Here is a 15,507-nt window from a genome sequence, read left to right on the forward strand (position 1 = left end):
TGTTAACAGCGGGATGTTTTTTATTCTTGTTCTATCTCACCACAAAAGCGATAACCTTCGCCGTGGATAGTCGCAATGATTTCCGGGGTTTCCGGTACCGATTCGAAATGTTTACGAATACGGCGAATCGTTACATCTACCGTGCGATCATGGGGCTTAAGCTCACGCCCGGTCATTTTTTTGAGAAGCTCAGCTCGGGTTTGAATTTGTCCTGGATTTTCAACAAAATGGAGCATTGCTCTAAATTCACTGCGCGGCAGTTTATAACTATCACCATTAGGGCTTACTAATGAGCGACTGTTAATATCTAGTATCCATCCGTTAAAGTGATACGTTTCAACTGGATGACCTTCATCATGAGGACCTTGCACATTGAGCGTACGGTTGAGCAGGTTGCGAGCACGAATCGTTAGCTCACGAGGGTTAAACGGTTTGGTAATATAGTCATCTGCGCCGATTTCTAGCCCCAGAATTTTGTCGACTTCATTATCACGCCCAGTTAAAAACATTAATGCAATCTGTTCTTTATCGCGAAGCTCGCGAGCCAATAGCAATCCGTTTTTGCCTGGTAGATTAATATCCATGATAATCAGATGAATCGTGTTGTTCGCGAGCAGGTCATTCATCTCAGAGCCGTCATTGGCCTCTAGAACATGATACCCTTCTGCTTCAAAAATACTCTTAAGAGTATTTCTGGTGACCAGTTCATCCTCGACAATCAAAATATTTGGTGTCATGGTCTTCCTCAATAATGAAAATAAAAAACTTTTACGTCTCGGCTGGAGTAGAAGCTAGACCAGCCTTTCATCTTGGCTGTTACGACTATTGTTGATTTTGTGTTAAATATGTCTGTGACTCAACCCATCCTTTAGGGAGTCAGCCAAAGAAATCTTCTATTGATAAACAGCTAAGTTAAGTACGTTTGTAATGATGCTATTCTAAGTACTTAACACAGACATAACAACTTCAGGTGTGCCTAGGTTGCAATTTTTTAACGTGTTCTTGATACAAGTCAATCTCATATTATGAAAGAAAGTTACACAAAAGGGCGTTATGTTTTCAATCGGCAATTTTCAGCGTTATGGGCGAGCTACCAGCAGGTCGATTTTGTCAGTTTATCTTTAGTGCCGAGGTTTTCAGGATGCATTATTACTGGCGCAAATCCAATGGGGAAAATTTATTCAAAAAATGAGAACCGCCGTTTCAATTTATCTTTGAGCAGTGCGCTGTTTCGACAGCATTGTCACTTTATTACGCTTTGGGGCGCAGCAAAAGATAATCGTCATGCTGAGCTGAGTTTTTATTGTCAGTTATCACCACATCAAGGGATTAGTTTGGCGCGGCGTTTTAAGCAATTGGCTATTTATACTGTCAATGATAGAGCGAGGGTGGAGCTGTTAAGTTGTGTCGATTCCGCTTTTGTCAGTGATCTGGGTTCGATTGATAGCTATTGGCAGTGCTCGGCTCGGCGTTATTTAAAGCTCCGTCAACAATTTTAAAATGCAGCTAAATGCTTTTCATCGCAAATGTATATATGACCAAGCTCATTAAAAATTATAGTTAAGATCAAACACTAGACTGTTTTCACTTAAAGGGTCGTTATCGGGATACACTTTATAGCGTGCTTTTAGCGCTAATTGAGTATTGAGCTGATAGGCACCTTCAAAATCCATCGACATCATTGCATGGTGTTGGTCATCATCAGCTGCTTGCTGATTAAACATTCCAGAGAGTTCAACCTCTGATGAGAGCTGATAGCGTAATCCAGTACTCAAATTCATGCCATGTCTTGAAGCAATGTCACTAAGTTGTCCGTCCTCTAACGGTTTAAAGCCTGTTTCAATAAACCAATTAAGCTGACTCGGCAGAGCATATTGATAGCCACCGACGAATTTTCTCTGTGCATTATGATTTGCAACATCGAAACTAACCGCCTCATTACTGGTGTAAACATACCAATGAGATGCAGGAGCACTGGAAGCAATCGGTTGGCTGATTTGGGCAAAAGCAGGAGTACACACCGCGGCATACAGCAGTGCAATCGCGTGCAAATCCATTCGCAATCCATTCATAAGCCAAGCCCAGTTTTTAAAGACAGTGGATAAATTATGAACTAATTCTTCCCTTTAATAGCATTTTTTTGTGTGCTGAATCAATAACTGATTCTCAGATAAAGAGAAAAAGTTTTTGCAAGAAAAACAGCAGAGATAGACCGTATGAGTGTGAGCATTTTGCTAGTTAATTATGCTGAACCTAAATGGTATAGATGATAAAAGACTTGTAGTAGAAATTTTTTGGTTATTTATAAGGTTATTGTCTAAGTTCTATTATTTTTAAGCATTCATTTTAATGATGTAAGAATTCTTGAAATAATATTTTTTCTTGACAAACGATGTTAACTAATGAATGGTAGTGCAATAGATTCCAGAGGTTACACATGTTACAGACTACCAGCCTGACAACCACCACCATTATTATTCGCACCATTACCATTGGGCGCGAGGCGGGCTGATCGTAACTTCTAAAATGATTCAGGGCCCGTCAAACGACGGGCCTTTTTTTTAGGGCTAAAAAAGTATAGGAGCTGTTGGGAATGAGGGTTTTAAAATTCGGAGGTTCGTCGCTGGCTGACGCTGAGCGCTTTAATCAGGTTGCCGATATTGTCTTAAATACTTACCGGCAAAGTCAGGTGGCAGTTGTGCTTTCAGCCCCTGCCGGGATCACTAATCATCTCGTTGCCCTGATTGATAAAGTCGATGATGATGAGCAAGTGCACAAGTCTCTGTCAGCCTTTAAGCAGATATTTATCCAGTTATTTGAAGATCTTCAAAAATTATATCCCTCCTTTGCCCTCACACCTTTGCAACAACAACTCGCTGATAAAATCCAACAACTTAAACATTTCTGCCATGGTATGCAGATGCTTAAGTGTCGTCCTCAGAGTACCCAAGCCGCGGTTTTAGCTTCTGGTGAGGAGCTCTCAGTGGCATGTATGAAAGCGTTATTGCAGGCGCGCGAGCGTCCCGCTGTGATTCTTGACCCGCGTCAGTTGTTTGCCGGTGAAGGCGAGCCACTTAATGCCAGTGTGAATATCTTGGTCAGTCGCGAGCGTTTTGCCAGCCAAGTCATCGATGAAAAACATGTGTATTTGATGCCAGGGTTTACCGCTGGCGATGCCAACGGCGAGACCATGGTGCTAGGGCGTAATGGTTCGGATTACAGTGCCGCGGTATTAGCCGCGTGTATGGATGCGGACTGCTGCGAAATTTGGACCGACGTTGATGGTGTTTATAATTGCGACCCTCGCTTGGTTAACGATGCGAAGCTGCTTTCTCATTTAAGCTACGCAGAGGCGATGGAGCTTTCCTACTTTGGCGCAAAAGTATTGCATCCTCGCACCATCGCGCCAATTGCCCAGTATCAAATTCCGTGCTTGATTAAGAATACCTTTAAACCACAACATCAGGGGACGTTAATTGATGCTCATCAGGCCGAGCAATCTGTGCAAGCGGTTAAAGCATTATCAAGTTTATCGAATTTAACCATGTTGACGGTTTCTGGCCCAGGGATGAAAGGCATTGCTGGCATGTGTGGGCGAGTATTCTCTTGCATTGCCCAGCAGAAAATTTCAGTGGTATTAATTACTCAGTCTTCTTCTGAATACTCCATCAGTTTTTGTGTTCATAGCGTTGATGCTGCGCATGCGGTGCAAGCTTTGCGCAATGAGTTCAACTTAGAGCTGAAAAACCAGCTTCTGGAACCGGTTGAGCAAGTCGATCATCTCGCGATTATCTCGTTAATTGGCGATCAGATGCGCTCAAGCAAAGGTGTTGCCGCGCGATTTTTCACAGCTCTGGCACAAGTTTCGATTAATATTGTAGCGATTGCTCAAGGCTCATCAGAGCGCTCTATCTCGGCGGTGATTAGCGAAGACAAAAGCGAAGAGGCGATTCGAGCCTGTCATCAGAACCTGTTCAACAGCCGCTCTTATATCGATCTGTTTGTCATTGGTTGTGGGGGAGTTGGCCGAGCATTGCTTGAACAGATTTATGCCCAGCAGACCCATTTGTTAACTCAACAGATTGGGCTGCGAGTGTGTGGCATCAGTAATAGCAAAACAATGATCTCCAATCCAAATGGGATTGATTTGAGCCAATGGCGGCAGATGCTTTCACAAAGTGCTCCCAATGGCGGATTCTCTTTGGATGATGTCAGCGAAATGGTTCGCTCCTATCATCTGATTAATCCGGTGATCGTTGATTGCACCAGTAGCGATTGCGTGGCGGCTTTATATAGCGAACTGCTTGGAAATGGCTTTCATGTCGTCACCGCCAATAAAAAAGCAAATACTGGCGATATTCATTATTATCGACAGCTTCGCCAACAAGCGCTGAAACATCGGCGCAAGTTTTTGTACGACACCAACGTTGGGGCAGGGCTTCCGGTGATTGAAAACCTGCAGAACCTGCTTAAAGCAGGCGATCAACTGCAACGCTTTACTGGCGTACTTTCTGGCTCGCTCTCCTATATTTTTGGCAAGCTTGATGAAGGGATGAGTTTTTCTCAAGCAACGCGTTTGGCGCTGGAAAATGGTTTTACTGAACCTGACCCACGAGATGATCTTTCTGGGACTGACGTCGCTCGTAAGTTGCTGATTTTGGCTCGTGAATCTGGATTAATGCAGGACTTGGATGATATCGAAGTACAACCTGCTATATCACCAGATTTTGATATGAGTGGCACTAAAGAAGATTTTCTGTCTCGTTTAGAGCAAAATGATGACTTCTTTAATCAATGGATTGAACAGGCTAAACGTGACAACAAAGTGTTGCGTTATGTGGGTGAAATAAATGAAGGAAAATGCCGCGTGAGCATCAAGGCTGTCGATGTCAGCGATCCGTTGTATCGCGTCAAGGATGGTGAAAACGCTCTGGCTTTTTATAGCCGTTACTATCAGCCTCTGCCACTGGTTTTACGTGGTTATGGCGCCGGTAGTGCTGTGACAGCAGCAGGTGTTTTTGCAGATATTTTAAGAACTTTAAATTGGAAACAGGAGATCTAGCATGTCAGTGGTAACCTATGCCCCGGCATCTATCGGGAATGTCAGCGTTGGCTTTGACGTGTTAGGTGCAGCTTTAGAACCGATTAGCGGTGAACTATTAGGCGATCGCGTTCAGGTGTTTGCAAGCGAGCAATTTTCGATTGAAAATCGTGGCCGCTTTGCGCATAAATTGCCAGAAGATCCCAAACAAAACATCCTTTATGGTTGTTATGAGTATTTTCTGGAGCAGATAAAACCGCTACAAATTAAAGAGCGGCCTTTGGCCATGATCTTAGAAAAGAACTTGCCCATTGGTAGTGGCTTGGGCTCAAGCGCTTGTTCGGTGGTTGCCGCTTTTGAAGCATTAAATCAATTTTATGATAGCCCCTTTGATGCCAATCAGATGCTAATGATGATGGGCGAGCTAGAAGGCAAAATCAGCGGCAGCGTCCATTATGATAATGTTGCCCCGTGCTATTTAGGGGGCATTCAGCTCATGCTCGAAAGCGAAGGTGTGATCAGCCAGTCGATCCCAACCTTTGATGATTGGCTTTGGGTTTTAGCTTACCCTGGCATTAGTATTTCAACGGCTGAAGCGCGCGCGATTTTGCCTGCTCAATATCGGCGCCAAGATGTGCTGACCTATGGTCGGCAATTGGGCGGCTTTATTCATGCCAGCTATACTAACCAGCCTAAGTTAGCCGCAAGCTTCTTAAAAGATGTGATTGCAGAGCCATATCGCAGAGCTCTCATTCCAGGTTTTGATCAAGCGCGCCAGTTCGCATTGGATGCCGGTTCCATCGCTTGTGGTATTTCTGGTTCAGGTCCAACTTTATTTAGTATTGCAACAGACATGGAACAGGCTGAGCGCATCGCCGATTGGCTAACCAAACACTTTATTCAAAACGAAGACGGATTTTGCCACATTTGTCGCATCAACAAACAAGGCACTCAAGTTACAGGAAACCAACTATGAAGTTATACAACATTAAATGCCCCGAGCAGCAGGTTAGTTTTGCCCAGGCTGTGCAAATAGGCTTAGGTAAGCAGCAAGGGCTATTTTTCCCGTCTGAGTTAGTCAAATTAGAGAATATTGACGAGCTTCTAAGTCAGGACTTTGTAACCCGTAGCAGTGCTATTTTGCACCATTTGATTGGTGATGAACTCTCTTTAACCGAAGTCACTGATATGGTTAGTCAGGCATTTAGTTTTGCCGCGCCAATTGCCAATGTTAGTGATAATGTGGCGGCGTTAGAGCTTTTCCATGGACCAACACTGGCATTTAAAGATTTTGGTGCGCGGTTTATGGCCCAATGTCTGAAACGCTTTAGCAAGGGCCGTGCGGTTACCATTTTAACGGCAACCTCGGGCGATACCGGGGCTGCGGTCGCTCATGCTTTTTATGGCATAGAAAACATTAAAGTTGTGGTGCTCTATCCTGAAGGGAAAATCAGTGAGTTACAGGAAAAACTGTTTTGTACTTTAGGCAACAACATTACTACCGTTGCGGTGAAAAGTGATTTTGATGCCTGCCAGTCACTGGTCAAACAAGCCTTTGATGACCAAGCTTTGCGTGAAGATGTTGGCCTTAACTCAGCTAACTCAATCAACATTAGCCGTTTGTTAGCTCAAGTCTGTTACTACTTTGAAGCGCTCGCTCAGTTGCCTAAAGAAAAACGAAACAATGTCGTGTTCTCGGTTCCAAGTGGTAACTTTGGTAACCTGACAGCAGGGCTGATTGCCCAGAGTTTAGGCTTGCCAGTGAAACGCTTTATTGCAGCAACCAACGTGAACGATACGGTTCCTCGTTATTTGGCGGATGGTCAATGGCTGCCTCATCCAACGGTGGCAACCTTGTCTAATGCGATGGATGTGAGTCAACCGAATAACTGGCCACGTATTGAGGAGCTCTTTAAAGTGCAAAATCGCTCGCTTAGCGAATTAGGCTTTGGAGCATTAACGGATGAGCAAACTCGCGAAGCGATGGTCGCTCTGTATCAGCAGGGGTATGTTAGTGAGCCGCATGGTGCGATAGCTTGGCAACAGCTAAGTGCTCAGCTTAATGATGGCGAACAGGGGATTTTCTTGTGTACAGCACACCCTGCGAAATTTAAATCAGTGGTTGATGCAATTTTGCCAAAACCCGTTGAACTGCCTGATGCATTGGCTCAACGAATTGATTTACCATTGCTTTCTAAATTTTTCCCAGCAGAATTTGCGCCATTAAAAGAGTTATTAATGCAAGTCTCTGGCTAAATTTTAAGCGCAGGGGATTGATCTTCTCGTCGACTTTGCGCATCCTTGTCGCTTTTATGCAAACAGATGCGCCAGAGTCATGAGTAAAATTCTCTCAAATTTGCTGGATCTGCTCAGTCTAGAGTCGATAGAGCAAGGATTATTTCGGGGTAATAGCGAAGATTTAGGGATCGGCGTTGTTTTTGGTGGCCAAGTTTTAGGGCAGGCACTCTGTGCAGCCAGTGAGACGGTCATTGAAGAGCGCCGAATTCATTCGCTACATTCTTATTTTTTACATCCTGGCGATCCAGCAAAACCGATTGTTTATGAAGTCACAAAATTACGTGATGGGCGAACAATCACAACGCGCCAAGTTCGGGCGATTCAGTATGGACGTCCTATTTTTATGATGATCGCCTCTTTTCAGGAACAGGAAAAAGGTTTTGAACATCAAATGAGCATGCCGGATGTGCCATCACCTGATGAGCTGCAGTCTGAGCAGGAATATGCTTTTGGGATGCGTGATAAGCTCCCTTCTGAGCTGTGTAACCGCTTTATTTGCGATAAACCGATTGATATTCGGCCGGTGCAGTTTATCGATCCGATTAATCCACAAGCATGCGAAGCCAAGCGTAGTATCTGGATGAAAGCCAATGGGGTATTAAATGATCGCCCTAATTTACACCAGTCGCTGATTGCGTACGCTTCGGATGTGAATTTCTTGCCAACCGCACTGCAGCCTCATGGCCGAACTTTCTTTGATAAACAACTGCAAGTTGCAACCATCGATCACAGTATGTGGTTCCATCAACCATTTCGTATGGATGAGTGGTTGCTCTATGTGATTGACAGTCCTGCGGCTTCTTCTGGGCATGGATTAGTTCGTGGTCAATTCTTCAATCAAGATGGGATTTTAGTAGCTTCGACTGCTCAAGAAGGTGTTATTCGCGAAATTCGCTAATGAGTCGCTAAATAAGGGTGATTTTACATCAAGGTTGTACATTAACCATCTTGACAACTTTGAGACCTGCATTGAAAATTATCGACTTATTATTCGTTAATTTTGGTATACCCTTTTGCCAGAGTCTTGTGTTTTTCAAATAAACTTAAAGACATTCATTTATAAGTCGTTATGGGTGATTGTCTTTACCCTTGCTATATTTGCTGCAAATCTCTCTAGCGGAGATTTACGCGGTGATAGCATGGTCTATGCGGCGATTTCAAAAAATATTTTGACCCTACATTCGCCGCTCATTATGCACTTTAATGATGCTATCTATCTGAATAAGCCTCCTGTACTTTTTTGGTTAACAGCGCTGAGCCTTCATGTTTTTGGTTATAGTGTCTTTGCCGTGAAATTAGTTGCAGCCGTTGCAGCACTGGCGTTGAATTTGGCTTTTTTTTACTGGATAGCCAAGATAACCAGAGGGTTTAATCTCGCTTATCTGAGCGTTTTCTGCCTAGATACCAGCTATGTCATTTATAAAAACTCGCATACTTTAAAAATGGAATCGCTCACTGCGTTTTTTATTGTGATGGCGATGATTTTTTTCTGGCATTATCTTAAAGACAAACGCTTGTGGTGGATGCTTGGCTTTGGTTTGATGAGTGGCCTTGCTGTGATGACCAAGGGCTTTTTAGGTGGTATTCCTTGGGCCATTGTTATTTTGTATCTATTTACTCCGGCTGGCCGTGATATTCGCTCGCGGCAGTTTTTGGGTCATGCAATCGCTGCGTTCATTGTCTTTTTAGCCTCATTTATGTGGTGGTATACCTACATTTCACTGCGAACTGATTTTTTACATCACTTTTTGTATGAACAGGTGTGGGCGCGTTTAGCAACCTCTGATGATACTCAAGCGGCGCAGCAATATAGCACTGAGCCCGTTTATCACTACCTATGGTTGACGCTAAAAGATTATTTTATGTATCTGCCATTTTTCTTTTATGCCTGTTATCGCCTGTACAAGCATAAAGATGAGCGTATTGACCGGGAAGGGCTGACCCTTTTAACTATTTTTACTATCTTTTGCTTTGCTGTGATTCACCTGATAAGCACTCGCGCCGAACGCTATATGTTCGAGTTTTTCATCTCGGCTGCGTTTTTCAGTGCTTATGGGATTGCTTGTATTCCGAAGCTTAAAAATGTGAATTTTGCCAGTTGGCTGAAGGTGATGGGCACTTTATACATGCTCTTTATTCTAACGACGCCGTTAAAGCTTGGTTGGAATAGCTATACCTCTTTAAGAGACTTACAACAGCTTAGCGATAATACTGATGTCCCAATTATGGTTAATAAAGATTGGCTGCCAAGTTATGTCGACCAAGCGGCAGTGACTTTCTTTTTGGATAAACCCCCATTAAGTTCAGCGCCTAAAGGCAGTTATTTCACATTATTGCCTCGTGAATACCAAGGGCCTTTAAAATATAAACTGATTAAGAAAACGCGTCAGTTGCTGATTGTCTTGGTGGCCAAACCTGACTTTGTTACTCCCAACTTGTTGGATAAGTCATGACTTATTGAAAATGAGTGAGTCGCTGATTTTTAAACAATAAAAAAGTCGCCCTTGGGCGACTTTTTGTAAATCTGAAATCAGAGTTATTACATTTTTTCAGTGAAAGTACGAGTAATAACGTCTTGTTGCTGTTCTGGTGTCAGTGAGTTGAAACGAACCGCATATCCAGAAACACGAATAGTCAACTGTGGATATTTCTCAGGATGTTTTACAGCATCTTCAAGAGTTTCACGACGCATAACGTTTACGTTCAGGTGTTGGCCACCTTCAACGCGTGGTGCTGCGTGCATTGGAATTTCGCGATATTCGATGCTACCCAATTCGGCTAGAGGGACGATCTGATCTTCATCATAAAGACCATCTTTAACACACAGGCAACGTGCCTGTTCGTTAGCTTCGTCTAGCAACCAGAAAGAGTTCAGCAGTGCATCATTACTTGCTTTGGTAATCTGAATACCTTTAGTCATGGTATGACTCCTATACTATCTACCTGAGTAAATTAGGCCTGCCAGTTGTTTCTGAATATGATCTCAATCATATTTCGATAATTGAGCTTTCTAAGACAAGCCTTTTGATTGACCTCAATCAATGTTGTTTATACTAACATGGTTTAATAACCATTTAAATCATGTGGATATATGTACTTTAAATACATGTTTAATCGCCTGCATTGATCTAGGTAAAGTTTTGCTAATTTATTCTTTTTCGTTTGTTTGTTGTTTCAGCCAGCTGATTTCTTGCGGCCAGATTTGTTGATCAATTGTTTCTAAAATCAGTGGGATATTGTCAAAACGTGCATCTTGCATAATATATTTAAAACACTCTTGGCCAATCTCGCCCTGACCTAAGCTATGATGACGGTCAAGCCGTGACCCTAATTTGCCTTTGCTGTCATTCAGATGCATGCCTCTGAGGTATTCAAATCCAATCTGTGAGTCAAAATCAGCAAAGGTTTGGGTAAATCCTTCTTGAGTATGAATCGGATAGCCTGCGGCAAAGCCGTGGCAGGTATCAATGCACACGCCAACGCGGCTTTTATCTTCAACGCCTTCAATAATTTGGGCAATATGTGTGAAATCCCAACCAAGATTAGAGCCTTGTCCTGCGGTGTTTTCGATCACAGCAACCACATGGGGCACTTCTTTATGCGCTAAATTTATCGATTCACTGATCTTGGCCAAAGTTTGTTCGACACTTTGTTTGCGAAGATGGGAACCCGGGTGAAAATTAAGTAGTGTTAGACCGAGTTGATGACAGCGCTGTAGTTCGTCAATAAATGCCTTGCGAGATTTATCGAGCGCTTCGGGTTCGGGGTGACCTAAGTTAATCAAATACGAATCATGCACTAAGATTTGTTCGGCACTAAATTGATAATGGGCGCAATTGGCTTTGAATTGGGCGATGGTGTCTTTATCTAAAGGTGGACTTTGCCAGCGGCGCTGATTTTTACTGAAGAGGGCAAAGGCTGTTGCACCAATTTGTGCGGCATTGACAGGGGCATTAAAGACGCCGCCAGCGGCACTAACGTGAGCTCCGATGTATTTCATAGTGAGTCGACCATGGCTGAATAGAGTTTGAATTAACAGTAATTATGAAAACGAGCCTTGTCCTGAGCCTGACAGGTTCGTATTCTATTGACTTTGAATTTGTTAAAAGAGTTAAATTATGACAGAAACATCCTGGACGGCGATATTAGGCGAAGAAAAAAATCAGCCTTATTTTGCTCAGGCAATGGAATTTGTAGCTCATGAACGGGCTCTGGGCAAAGCGATATATCCTCCACAGGAAGATGTCTTTAATGCATTTAAACTGACTTCTCTGGATAATGTGAAGGTCGTGATTTTAGGCCAAGATCCGTATCATCAGTTTGGTCAGGCTCATGGGTTGTGTTTTTCAGTTCGCCCTGGCGTGAAGGTGCCGCCATCTTTGGTCAATATTTACAAAGAGCTGAAAAATGATATTCCCGGATTTGAAATTCCCTCGCATGGTTATTTGGAATATTGGGCCAAGCAAGGGGTGTTATTGCTCAATACGGTGTTAACCGTTGAGCATGGCAAAGCGCACTCTCATGCCAGTTGTGGCTGGGAGCAGTTTACCGATGCAGTGATTGGTAAAATTAACGAGCATTGCCAGGGATTGGTCTTTATGTTGTGGGGTGCACATGCGCAAAAAAAAGGTGCTGTGATTGATTCTCGTCGACACCTTGTTTTAAAAGCGCCACATCCATCACCATTATCGGCCCATCGTGGTTTTTTGGGATGCCATCATTTCTCCATGGCGAACCAATATTTAAGCGAATCGGGAAAAACGCCAATTGATTGGCAAATACCACTGAATGTAGCTCAATAGACTATAGTGAAGTATGAAGGGCAAGTGCATCTTGGATGTACTGATTGAGTGAAGTGGACTAACTACCCAGAGCCGGGATTCATTCTGGTCCGACTGGAGCTAAGGAGTACACGATGTTAGACAATATTTCAAAGGAGCATCGCAATATTGCGTCCTTGTTGAAGGTCTTGGAGCATAAACTTGAGATGATTCGCTCCGGAAAGGCCGTCAAATATAAATTGATCGCTGATATCATTTCGTACATGCGTGATTATTCAGATAAGTATCATCATCCCAAAGAGGATGTCATTTACGACTACTATCGAAAATATCGCTCATCGGATGCTCAGCAAACAGTGCCCAATAAGCTGGAAGATGAGCATGATGCACTGCGTCAGATGACACTTGAATTAGCTGATGTGGTTGAGCTTATCTTATTGGATGCAGTGATTCCGTTAGATCAGTTTAGTGAGAAGCTGGAAAATTATATCAACTATCAATGGCGTCATTTAGATTATGAAGAACAGGAAGTTTTCCCTGTTTTAAAAAGCGCTCTTACCGAAGATGATTGGCGTAATATTGAACAAAATTGGGAGCACTCCGCTGCTTTAGATCCTTTGTTCGGCTCGCAGGTTGATAAGCAGTTTGAAGAGTTAGCTGAGCGGATCTCTATCTCTGAGAGCTAAGCATTTGATGAGGCTTTACATAAGCAGGTATTAATTTAAACTGAACCTTTATCTGCTTATGAAATGGAACCTTTTTGATGTATCGATTGCTTGCCTTAGATATTGACGGCACAACGCTAAATTCACAGCATAAAATTTCTCCCCGTGTTATTTCTGCAATATCACAGGCAAAGGCGGCTGGTGTTGAAGTTGTTTTGGCATCAGGTCGCCCTGTTGAAGGCATTATCATGCACCTAGAGACACTTGGATTAAATCGCAATGGCCAGTTTGTTGTGAGTTATAACGGTGCTTTGGTGCAGCAAATTGGTTCTGATTTAGTTTTAGGTAATTTGCAGGTGCATGGTCGCGATGCTAAAAAAATTGCAGCTCAAGCAAAAGTGCTTGGTGTTCATGTCCATGCCTTTAGTTTAAAGCGCGGTTTAATCACTCCCGAAGTTAGTCGCTATACCGAGCATGAAGCGTTCATGAATGACATCCCTTGGACAACCATCGATTTTAATGAACTTGATGATGATGAGCCTCTGGTGAAGGTGATGATGATTGATGAACCAGAGCTTCTTTCTCCTGCGGTCACTAATTTACCGAAAGAATACTATCAACAATATAGTATTTTACGTAGCGCACCGTTTTTCCTTGAATTTATGCACCCCGATGCGCACAAAGGTAATGGCGTTGCGGCTTTAGCTGAGCATCTTAATATCGCCCGCGAAGAGGTTATCTGTGTTGGTGATGCAGGTAATGATCACCATATGATCCGCTGGGCTGGTCTTGGGATTGCAATGGGCAATGCCGACTCAGAAACCAAGGCGTTAGCCGATGAAATTACCGGCACGAATGATGAAGACGGTGTTGCGCAAGTGATTGAAAAATACATTCTCAGCGTTTAGCTTCCAAACTGCTTAACCCATACATCACACACAGAAAAATACCTATTACACCGATTGAGTGAATAGGTATTTTTTATTTCTTATACGTTATATATTGAACTATATAATAAAAAGCGTTATATATTGGAGTATATAATGAGCGATCAGCAACTGTCATCATCCATGCCTCTACAATTGCAAGTCGGAGGGCAGGCTCTTTTTACCGAGCAACGTATTCGTCTGCTTGAAGCGATTGCTGAGTATGGTTCATTAAGCGCTGCGGCTAAATCTTTACCTATGTCGTATAAGGCTGCTTGGGATGCGCTAGATGCAATGAATAACTTATCTGAGCAACCACTGGTTGTCAGCCAAAGTGGTGGGCGACGGGGCGGTGGTACTCAGTTAACCATGGCTGCAACGCAACTGATTCAGGTATACCGTGCACTGCAGTTAGAGTATCAACAGTCGTTAGTGCAATTGCGACCATTATTAGAGAATCAGCCTGAATTTGAGCTAGAAAAATTGCGATTATTACTGCGTCAGATGCATTTTCAAAGCAGTGCTCGTAACCAGATTAGCGGCCACGTAGTTGAAGTGAATACCCAAGGGGTGAGGGCTCAGGTGGTTGTAGAAGCTGGAGCAAATTTTCAGGTTAAGGCTTCAGTCACAACTGAAGCGGTGAGTGAATTAATGTTAGAGCCGGGTGTGGAAGTGTTGGCACTGATTAAAGCACCGCAAGTGAAGCTGTATGCACTAGGACACCGAGCTCGTTCGAATGCAAATTATTATCAAGGCTCTATTACTCGCTTATCGCCAGATAGTCATAATTGTCATGTGAGTGTAGCCATTGATGCCCATAAAAATTTAGCAGCTTTGCTTAAACGGACCAAAGCGGAGCAGCTCGAATTGGTTGAAGGTCAGACGATTGGTGTCGGTTTCTCACCATCAGCAGTCGTTTTATGCCGTTATGATGCTTAACTTTCTAAAAAAATAAGGGAATATAGTCATGAGAAAAACACTAATAGTAACAGCGCTAACACTTGCCGCTTCAACGGCTATGGCTCATGCTGATGAAGTCAAAGTTGCTGTGGCTGCTAACTTTTATAAGCCATTGCAAGTACTCGCTAAAGATTATCAACAAACCAGTTCTGATAAAGTTGTGCTAAGTGTCGGTTCAACTGGGAAACTTTATGCGCAAATCGTTAATGGTGCGCCATTTGATATCTTTCTTGCTGCAGATCAGAAACGTCCTCAAAAATTAGTCAAAGCTGATGCTGCTGTTGCTAAAAGTGAATTTACCTACGCCAAAGGCCGGTTAGCTTTTTGGTCCAAACAATCAGGGTTGATTGATAGCAGTGATAGCTATCTCAAAGCCGGTAAGTTTAACAAACTGGCGATTGCTAACCCTAAAGCTGCGCCTTATGGTGCCGCATCAGTTGAAACGCTGAAAAAACTGGGGCTGTATAGCAAACTTAAAGATAAAATTGTGTATGGTCAAAACATCGGCCAAACATACTCTTACGTGAATTACGGCAATGTAAAACAAGGCTTTGTTGCCCTGTCTCAAGTTTACCGCGATGGGAAACTCTCAGCGGGTTCTGGCTGGATTGTTCCTAATAGCTATTATCATGCTATCCGTCAAGATGCCGTCTTGCTCAGTAAAAGTGCCGATAATCAGGCTGCTCAAAAATTCCTAGCCTATTTACAATCACCTAAAGCTAAAAAAATTATTCGCTCATTTGGTTATGATGTAAGCGAAAAATAATCGCCGGTTAAGCGGTTATTGTTATTTCGATAAATCAAACTTCCAGGCGCTATTTCTCGGTGCTAATCCC

At 43.1% G+C, this 15,507-nt stretch carries 15 protein-coding genes; 11 read left to right on the forward strand and 4 right to left on the reverse strand.

Features of this window, described 5'->3' with window-relative positions:
- Positions 1-20: 20 nt before the first annotated feature.
- The gene (gene arcA, locus ABTQ23_RS12790) at positions 21-737 is read right to left on the reverse strand and encodes a two-component system response regulator ArcA (RefSeq protein WP_408616124.1); all 717 of its coding nucleotides are present in this window, start codon (positions 735-737) and stop codon (positions 21-23) included.
- A gap of 288 nt (positions 738-1,025) precedes the next feature.
- Between arcA and ABTQ23_RS12795 the strand changes: the two genes are divergently transcribed.
- Positions 1,026-1,499 (forward strand): DUF3293 domain-containing protein, encoded by a 474-nt coding sequence (locus ABTQ23_RS12795; RefSeq protein WP_408616125.1) that lies wholly within the window; start codon positions 1,026-1,028, stop codon positions 1,497-1,499.
- A 48-nt stretch (positions 1,500-1,547) separates the two neighbouring features.
- Here the strand turns inward: ABTQ23_RS12795 and ABTQ23_RS12800 are convergent, their stop codons facing one another.
- A complete protein-coding gene (locus tag ABTQ23_RS12800) occupies positions 1,548-2,057 on the reverse strand; it encodes a hypothetical protein (protein WP_408616126.1) in 510 nt (169 codons plus the stop codon).
- 536 nt (positions 2,058-2,593) lie between these two features.
- On the opposite strand from ABTQ23_RS12800, the gene thrA reads away from it, so the two are divergent.
- From thrA to ABTQ23_RS12825, 5 genes are all read left to right on the forward strand, one after another.
- The gene (thrA, locus tag ABTQ23_RS12805) at positions 2,594-5,062 is read left to right on the forward strand and encodes a bifunctional aspartate kinase/homoserine dehydrogenase I (RefSeq protein WP_408616127.1); all 2,469 of its coding nucleotides are present in this window, start codon (positions 2,594-2,596) and stop codon (positions 5,060-5,062) included.
- A 1-nt stretch (position 5,063) separates the two neighbouring features.
- Positions 5,064-6,017: a homoserine kinase gene (thrB, locus tag ABTQ23_RS12810; RefSeq protein WP_408616128.1), complete on the forward strand. Its 954-nt coding sequence runs from the start codon at positions 5,064-5,066 to the stop codon at positions 6,015-6,017.
- Positions 6,014-7,297 (forward strand): threonine synthase, encoded by a 1,284-nt coding sequence (thrC, locus tag ABTQ23_RS12815; RefSeq protein WP_408616129.1) that lies wholly within the window; start codon positions 6,014-6,016, stop codon positions 7,295-7,297. The genes thrB and thrC overlap by 4 nt, the downstream gene beginning before the upstream one ends.
- A gap of 79 nt (positions 7,298-7,376) precedes the next feature.
- Positions 7,377-8,237 carry an acyl-CoA thioesterase II gene (gene tesB, locus ABTQ23_RS12820; protein ID WP_408616130.1) on the forward strand — a complete coding sequence of 287 codons (861 nt, stop codon included), beginning with the start codon at positions 7,377-7,379 and terminating at the stop codon, positions 8,235-8,237.
- 175 nt (positions 8,238-8,412) lie between these two features.
- A complete protein-coding gene (locus ABTQ23_RS12825) occupies positions 8,413-9,792 on the forward strand; it encodes an ArnT family glycosyltransferase (RefSeq protein WP_408616131.1) in 1,380 nt (459 codons plus the stop codon).
- A gap of 86 nt (positions 9,793-9,878) precedes the next feature.
- On the opposite strand, the gene grcA is transcribed toward ABTQ23_RS12825, so the two are convergent.
- Both grcA and nfo read right to left on the reverse strand, forming a co-directional pair.
- Positions 9,879-10,259, reverse strand: coding sequence for an autonomous glycyl radical cofactor GrcA (gene grcA, locus ABTQ23_RS12830; protein WP_408616132.1), 381 nt, complete (start codon positions 10,257-10,259; stop codon positions 9,879-9,881).
- A gap of 228 nt (positions 10,260-10,487) precedes the next feature.
- Positions 10,488-11,339 (reverse strand): deoxyribonuclease IV, encoded by an 852-nt coding sequence (nfo, locus tag ABTQ23_RS12835; protein WP_408616133.1) that lies wholly within the window; start codon positions 11,337-11,339, stop codon positions 10,488-10,490.
- 118 nt (positions 11,340-11,457) lie between these two features.
- On the opposite strand from nfo, the gene ung reads away from it, so the two are divergent.
- From ung to modA, 5 genes are all read left to right on the forward strand, one after another.
- A complete protein-coding gene (gene ung, locus ABTQ23_RS12840) occupies positions 11,458-12,141 on the forward strand; it encodes a uracil-DNA glycosylase (protein ID WP_408616134.1) in 684 nt (227 codons plus the stop codon).
- A 113-nt stretch (positions 12,142-12,254) separates the two neighbouring features.
- Entirely contained in the window at positions 12,255-12,806 is a 552-nt protein-coding gene (locus ABTQ23_RS12845; RefSeq protein WP_408616135.1) for a hemerythrin domain-containing protein, read from the forward strand.
- Positions 12,807-12,883: 77 nt separating this feature from the next.
- Positions 12,884-13,693, forward strand: coding sequence for a Cof-type HAD-IIB family hydrolase (locus tag ABTQ23_RS12850; protein ID WP_408616136.1), 810 nt, complete (start codon positions 12,884-12,886; stop codon positions 13,691-13,693).
- A gap of 135 nt (positions 13,694-13,828) precedes the next feature.
- The gene (locus tag ABTQ23_RS12855) at positions 13,829-14,650 is read left to right on the forward strand and encodes a TOBE domain-containing protein (protein ID WP_408616137.1); all 822 of its coding nucleotides are present in this window, start codon (positions 13,829-13,831) and stop codon (positions 14,648-14,650) included.
- Positions 14,651-14,678: 28 nt separating this feature from the next.
- Positions 14,679-15,437, forward strand: a complete 759-nt coding sequence (gene modA, locus ABTQ23_RS12860; protein ID WP_408616138.1) for a molybdate ABC transporter substrate-binding protein — start codon at positions 14,679-14,681, stop codon at positions 15,435-15,437.
- The last annotated feature ends 70 nt before the right edge of the window (positions 15,438-15,507 follow it).

Origin of the sequence: Celerinatantimonas sediminis, assembly GCF_046054195.1 — a bacterium.
Taxonomy (GTDB): Bacteria; Pseudomonadota; Gammaproteobacteria; order Enterobacterales; family Celerinatantimonadaceae; genus Celerinatantimonas.

Bases quoted from the DNA above. Each gene is read 5' to 3' on its own strand.
- modA (WP_408616138.1), top strand. From the start codon at position 14,679: ATGAGAAAAACACTAATAGTAACAGCGCTAACACTTGCCGCTTCAACG.
- ABTQ23_RS12845 (WP_408616135.1), top strand. From the start codon at position 12,255: ATGTTAGACAATATTTCAAAGGAGCATCGCAATATTGCGTCCTTGTTG.
- ABTQ23_RS12855 (WP_408616137.1), top strand. From the start codon at position 13,829: ATGAGCGATCAGCAACTGTCATCATCCATGCCTCTACAATTGCAAGTC.
- ung (WP_408616134.1), top strand. From the start codon at position 11,458: ATGACAGAAACATCCTGGACGGCGATATTAGGCGAAGAAAAAAATCAG.
- thrA (WP_408616127.1), top strand. From the start codon at position 2,594: ATGAGGGTTTTAAAATTCGGAGGTTCGTCGCTGGCTGACGCTGAGCGC.
- arcA (WP_408616124.1), bottom strand. From the start codon at position 737: ATGACACCAAATATTTTGATTGTCGAGGATGAACTGGTCACCAGAAAT.
- grcA (WP_408616132.1), bottom strand. From the start codon at position 10,259: ATGACTAAAGGTATTCAGATTACCAAAGCAAGTAATGATGCACTGCTG.
- thrC (WP_408616129.1), top strand. From the start codon at position 6,014: ATGAAGTTATACAACATTAAATGCCCCGAGCAGCAGGTTAGTTTTGCC.
- ABTQ23_RS12800 (WP_408616126.1), bottom strand. From the start codon at position 2,057: ATGGATTTGCACGCGATTGCACTGCTGTATGCCGCGGTGTGTACTCCT.
- thrB (WP_408616128.1), top strand. From the start codon at position 5,064: ATGTCAGTGGTAACCTATGCCCCGGCATCTATCGGGAATGTCAGCGTT.
- ABTQ23_RS12795 (WP_408616125.1), top strand. From the start codon at position 1,026: ATGAAAGAAAGTTACACAAAAGGGCGTTATGTTTTCAATCGGCAATTT.
- nfo (WP_408616133.1), bottom strand. From the start codon at position 11,339: ATGAAATACATCGGAGCTCACGTTAGTGCCGCTGGCGGCGTCTTTAAT.
- ABTQ23_RS12850 (WP_408616136.1), top strand. From the start codon at position 12,884: ATGTATCGATTGCTTGCCTTAGATATTGACGGCACAACGCTAAATTCA.
- tesB (WP_408616130.1), top strand. From the start codon at position 7,377: ATGAGTAAAATTCTCTCAAATTTGCTGGATCTGCTCAGTCTAGAGTCG.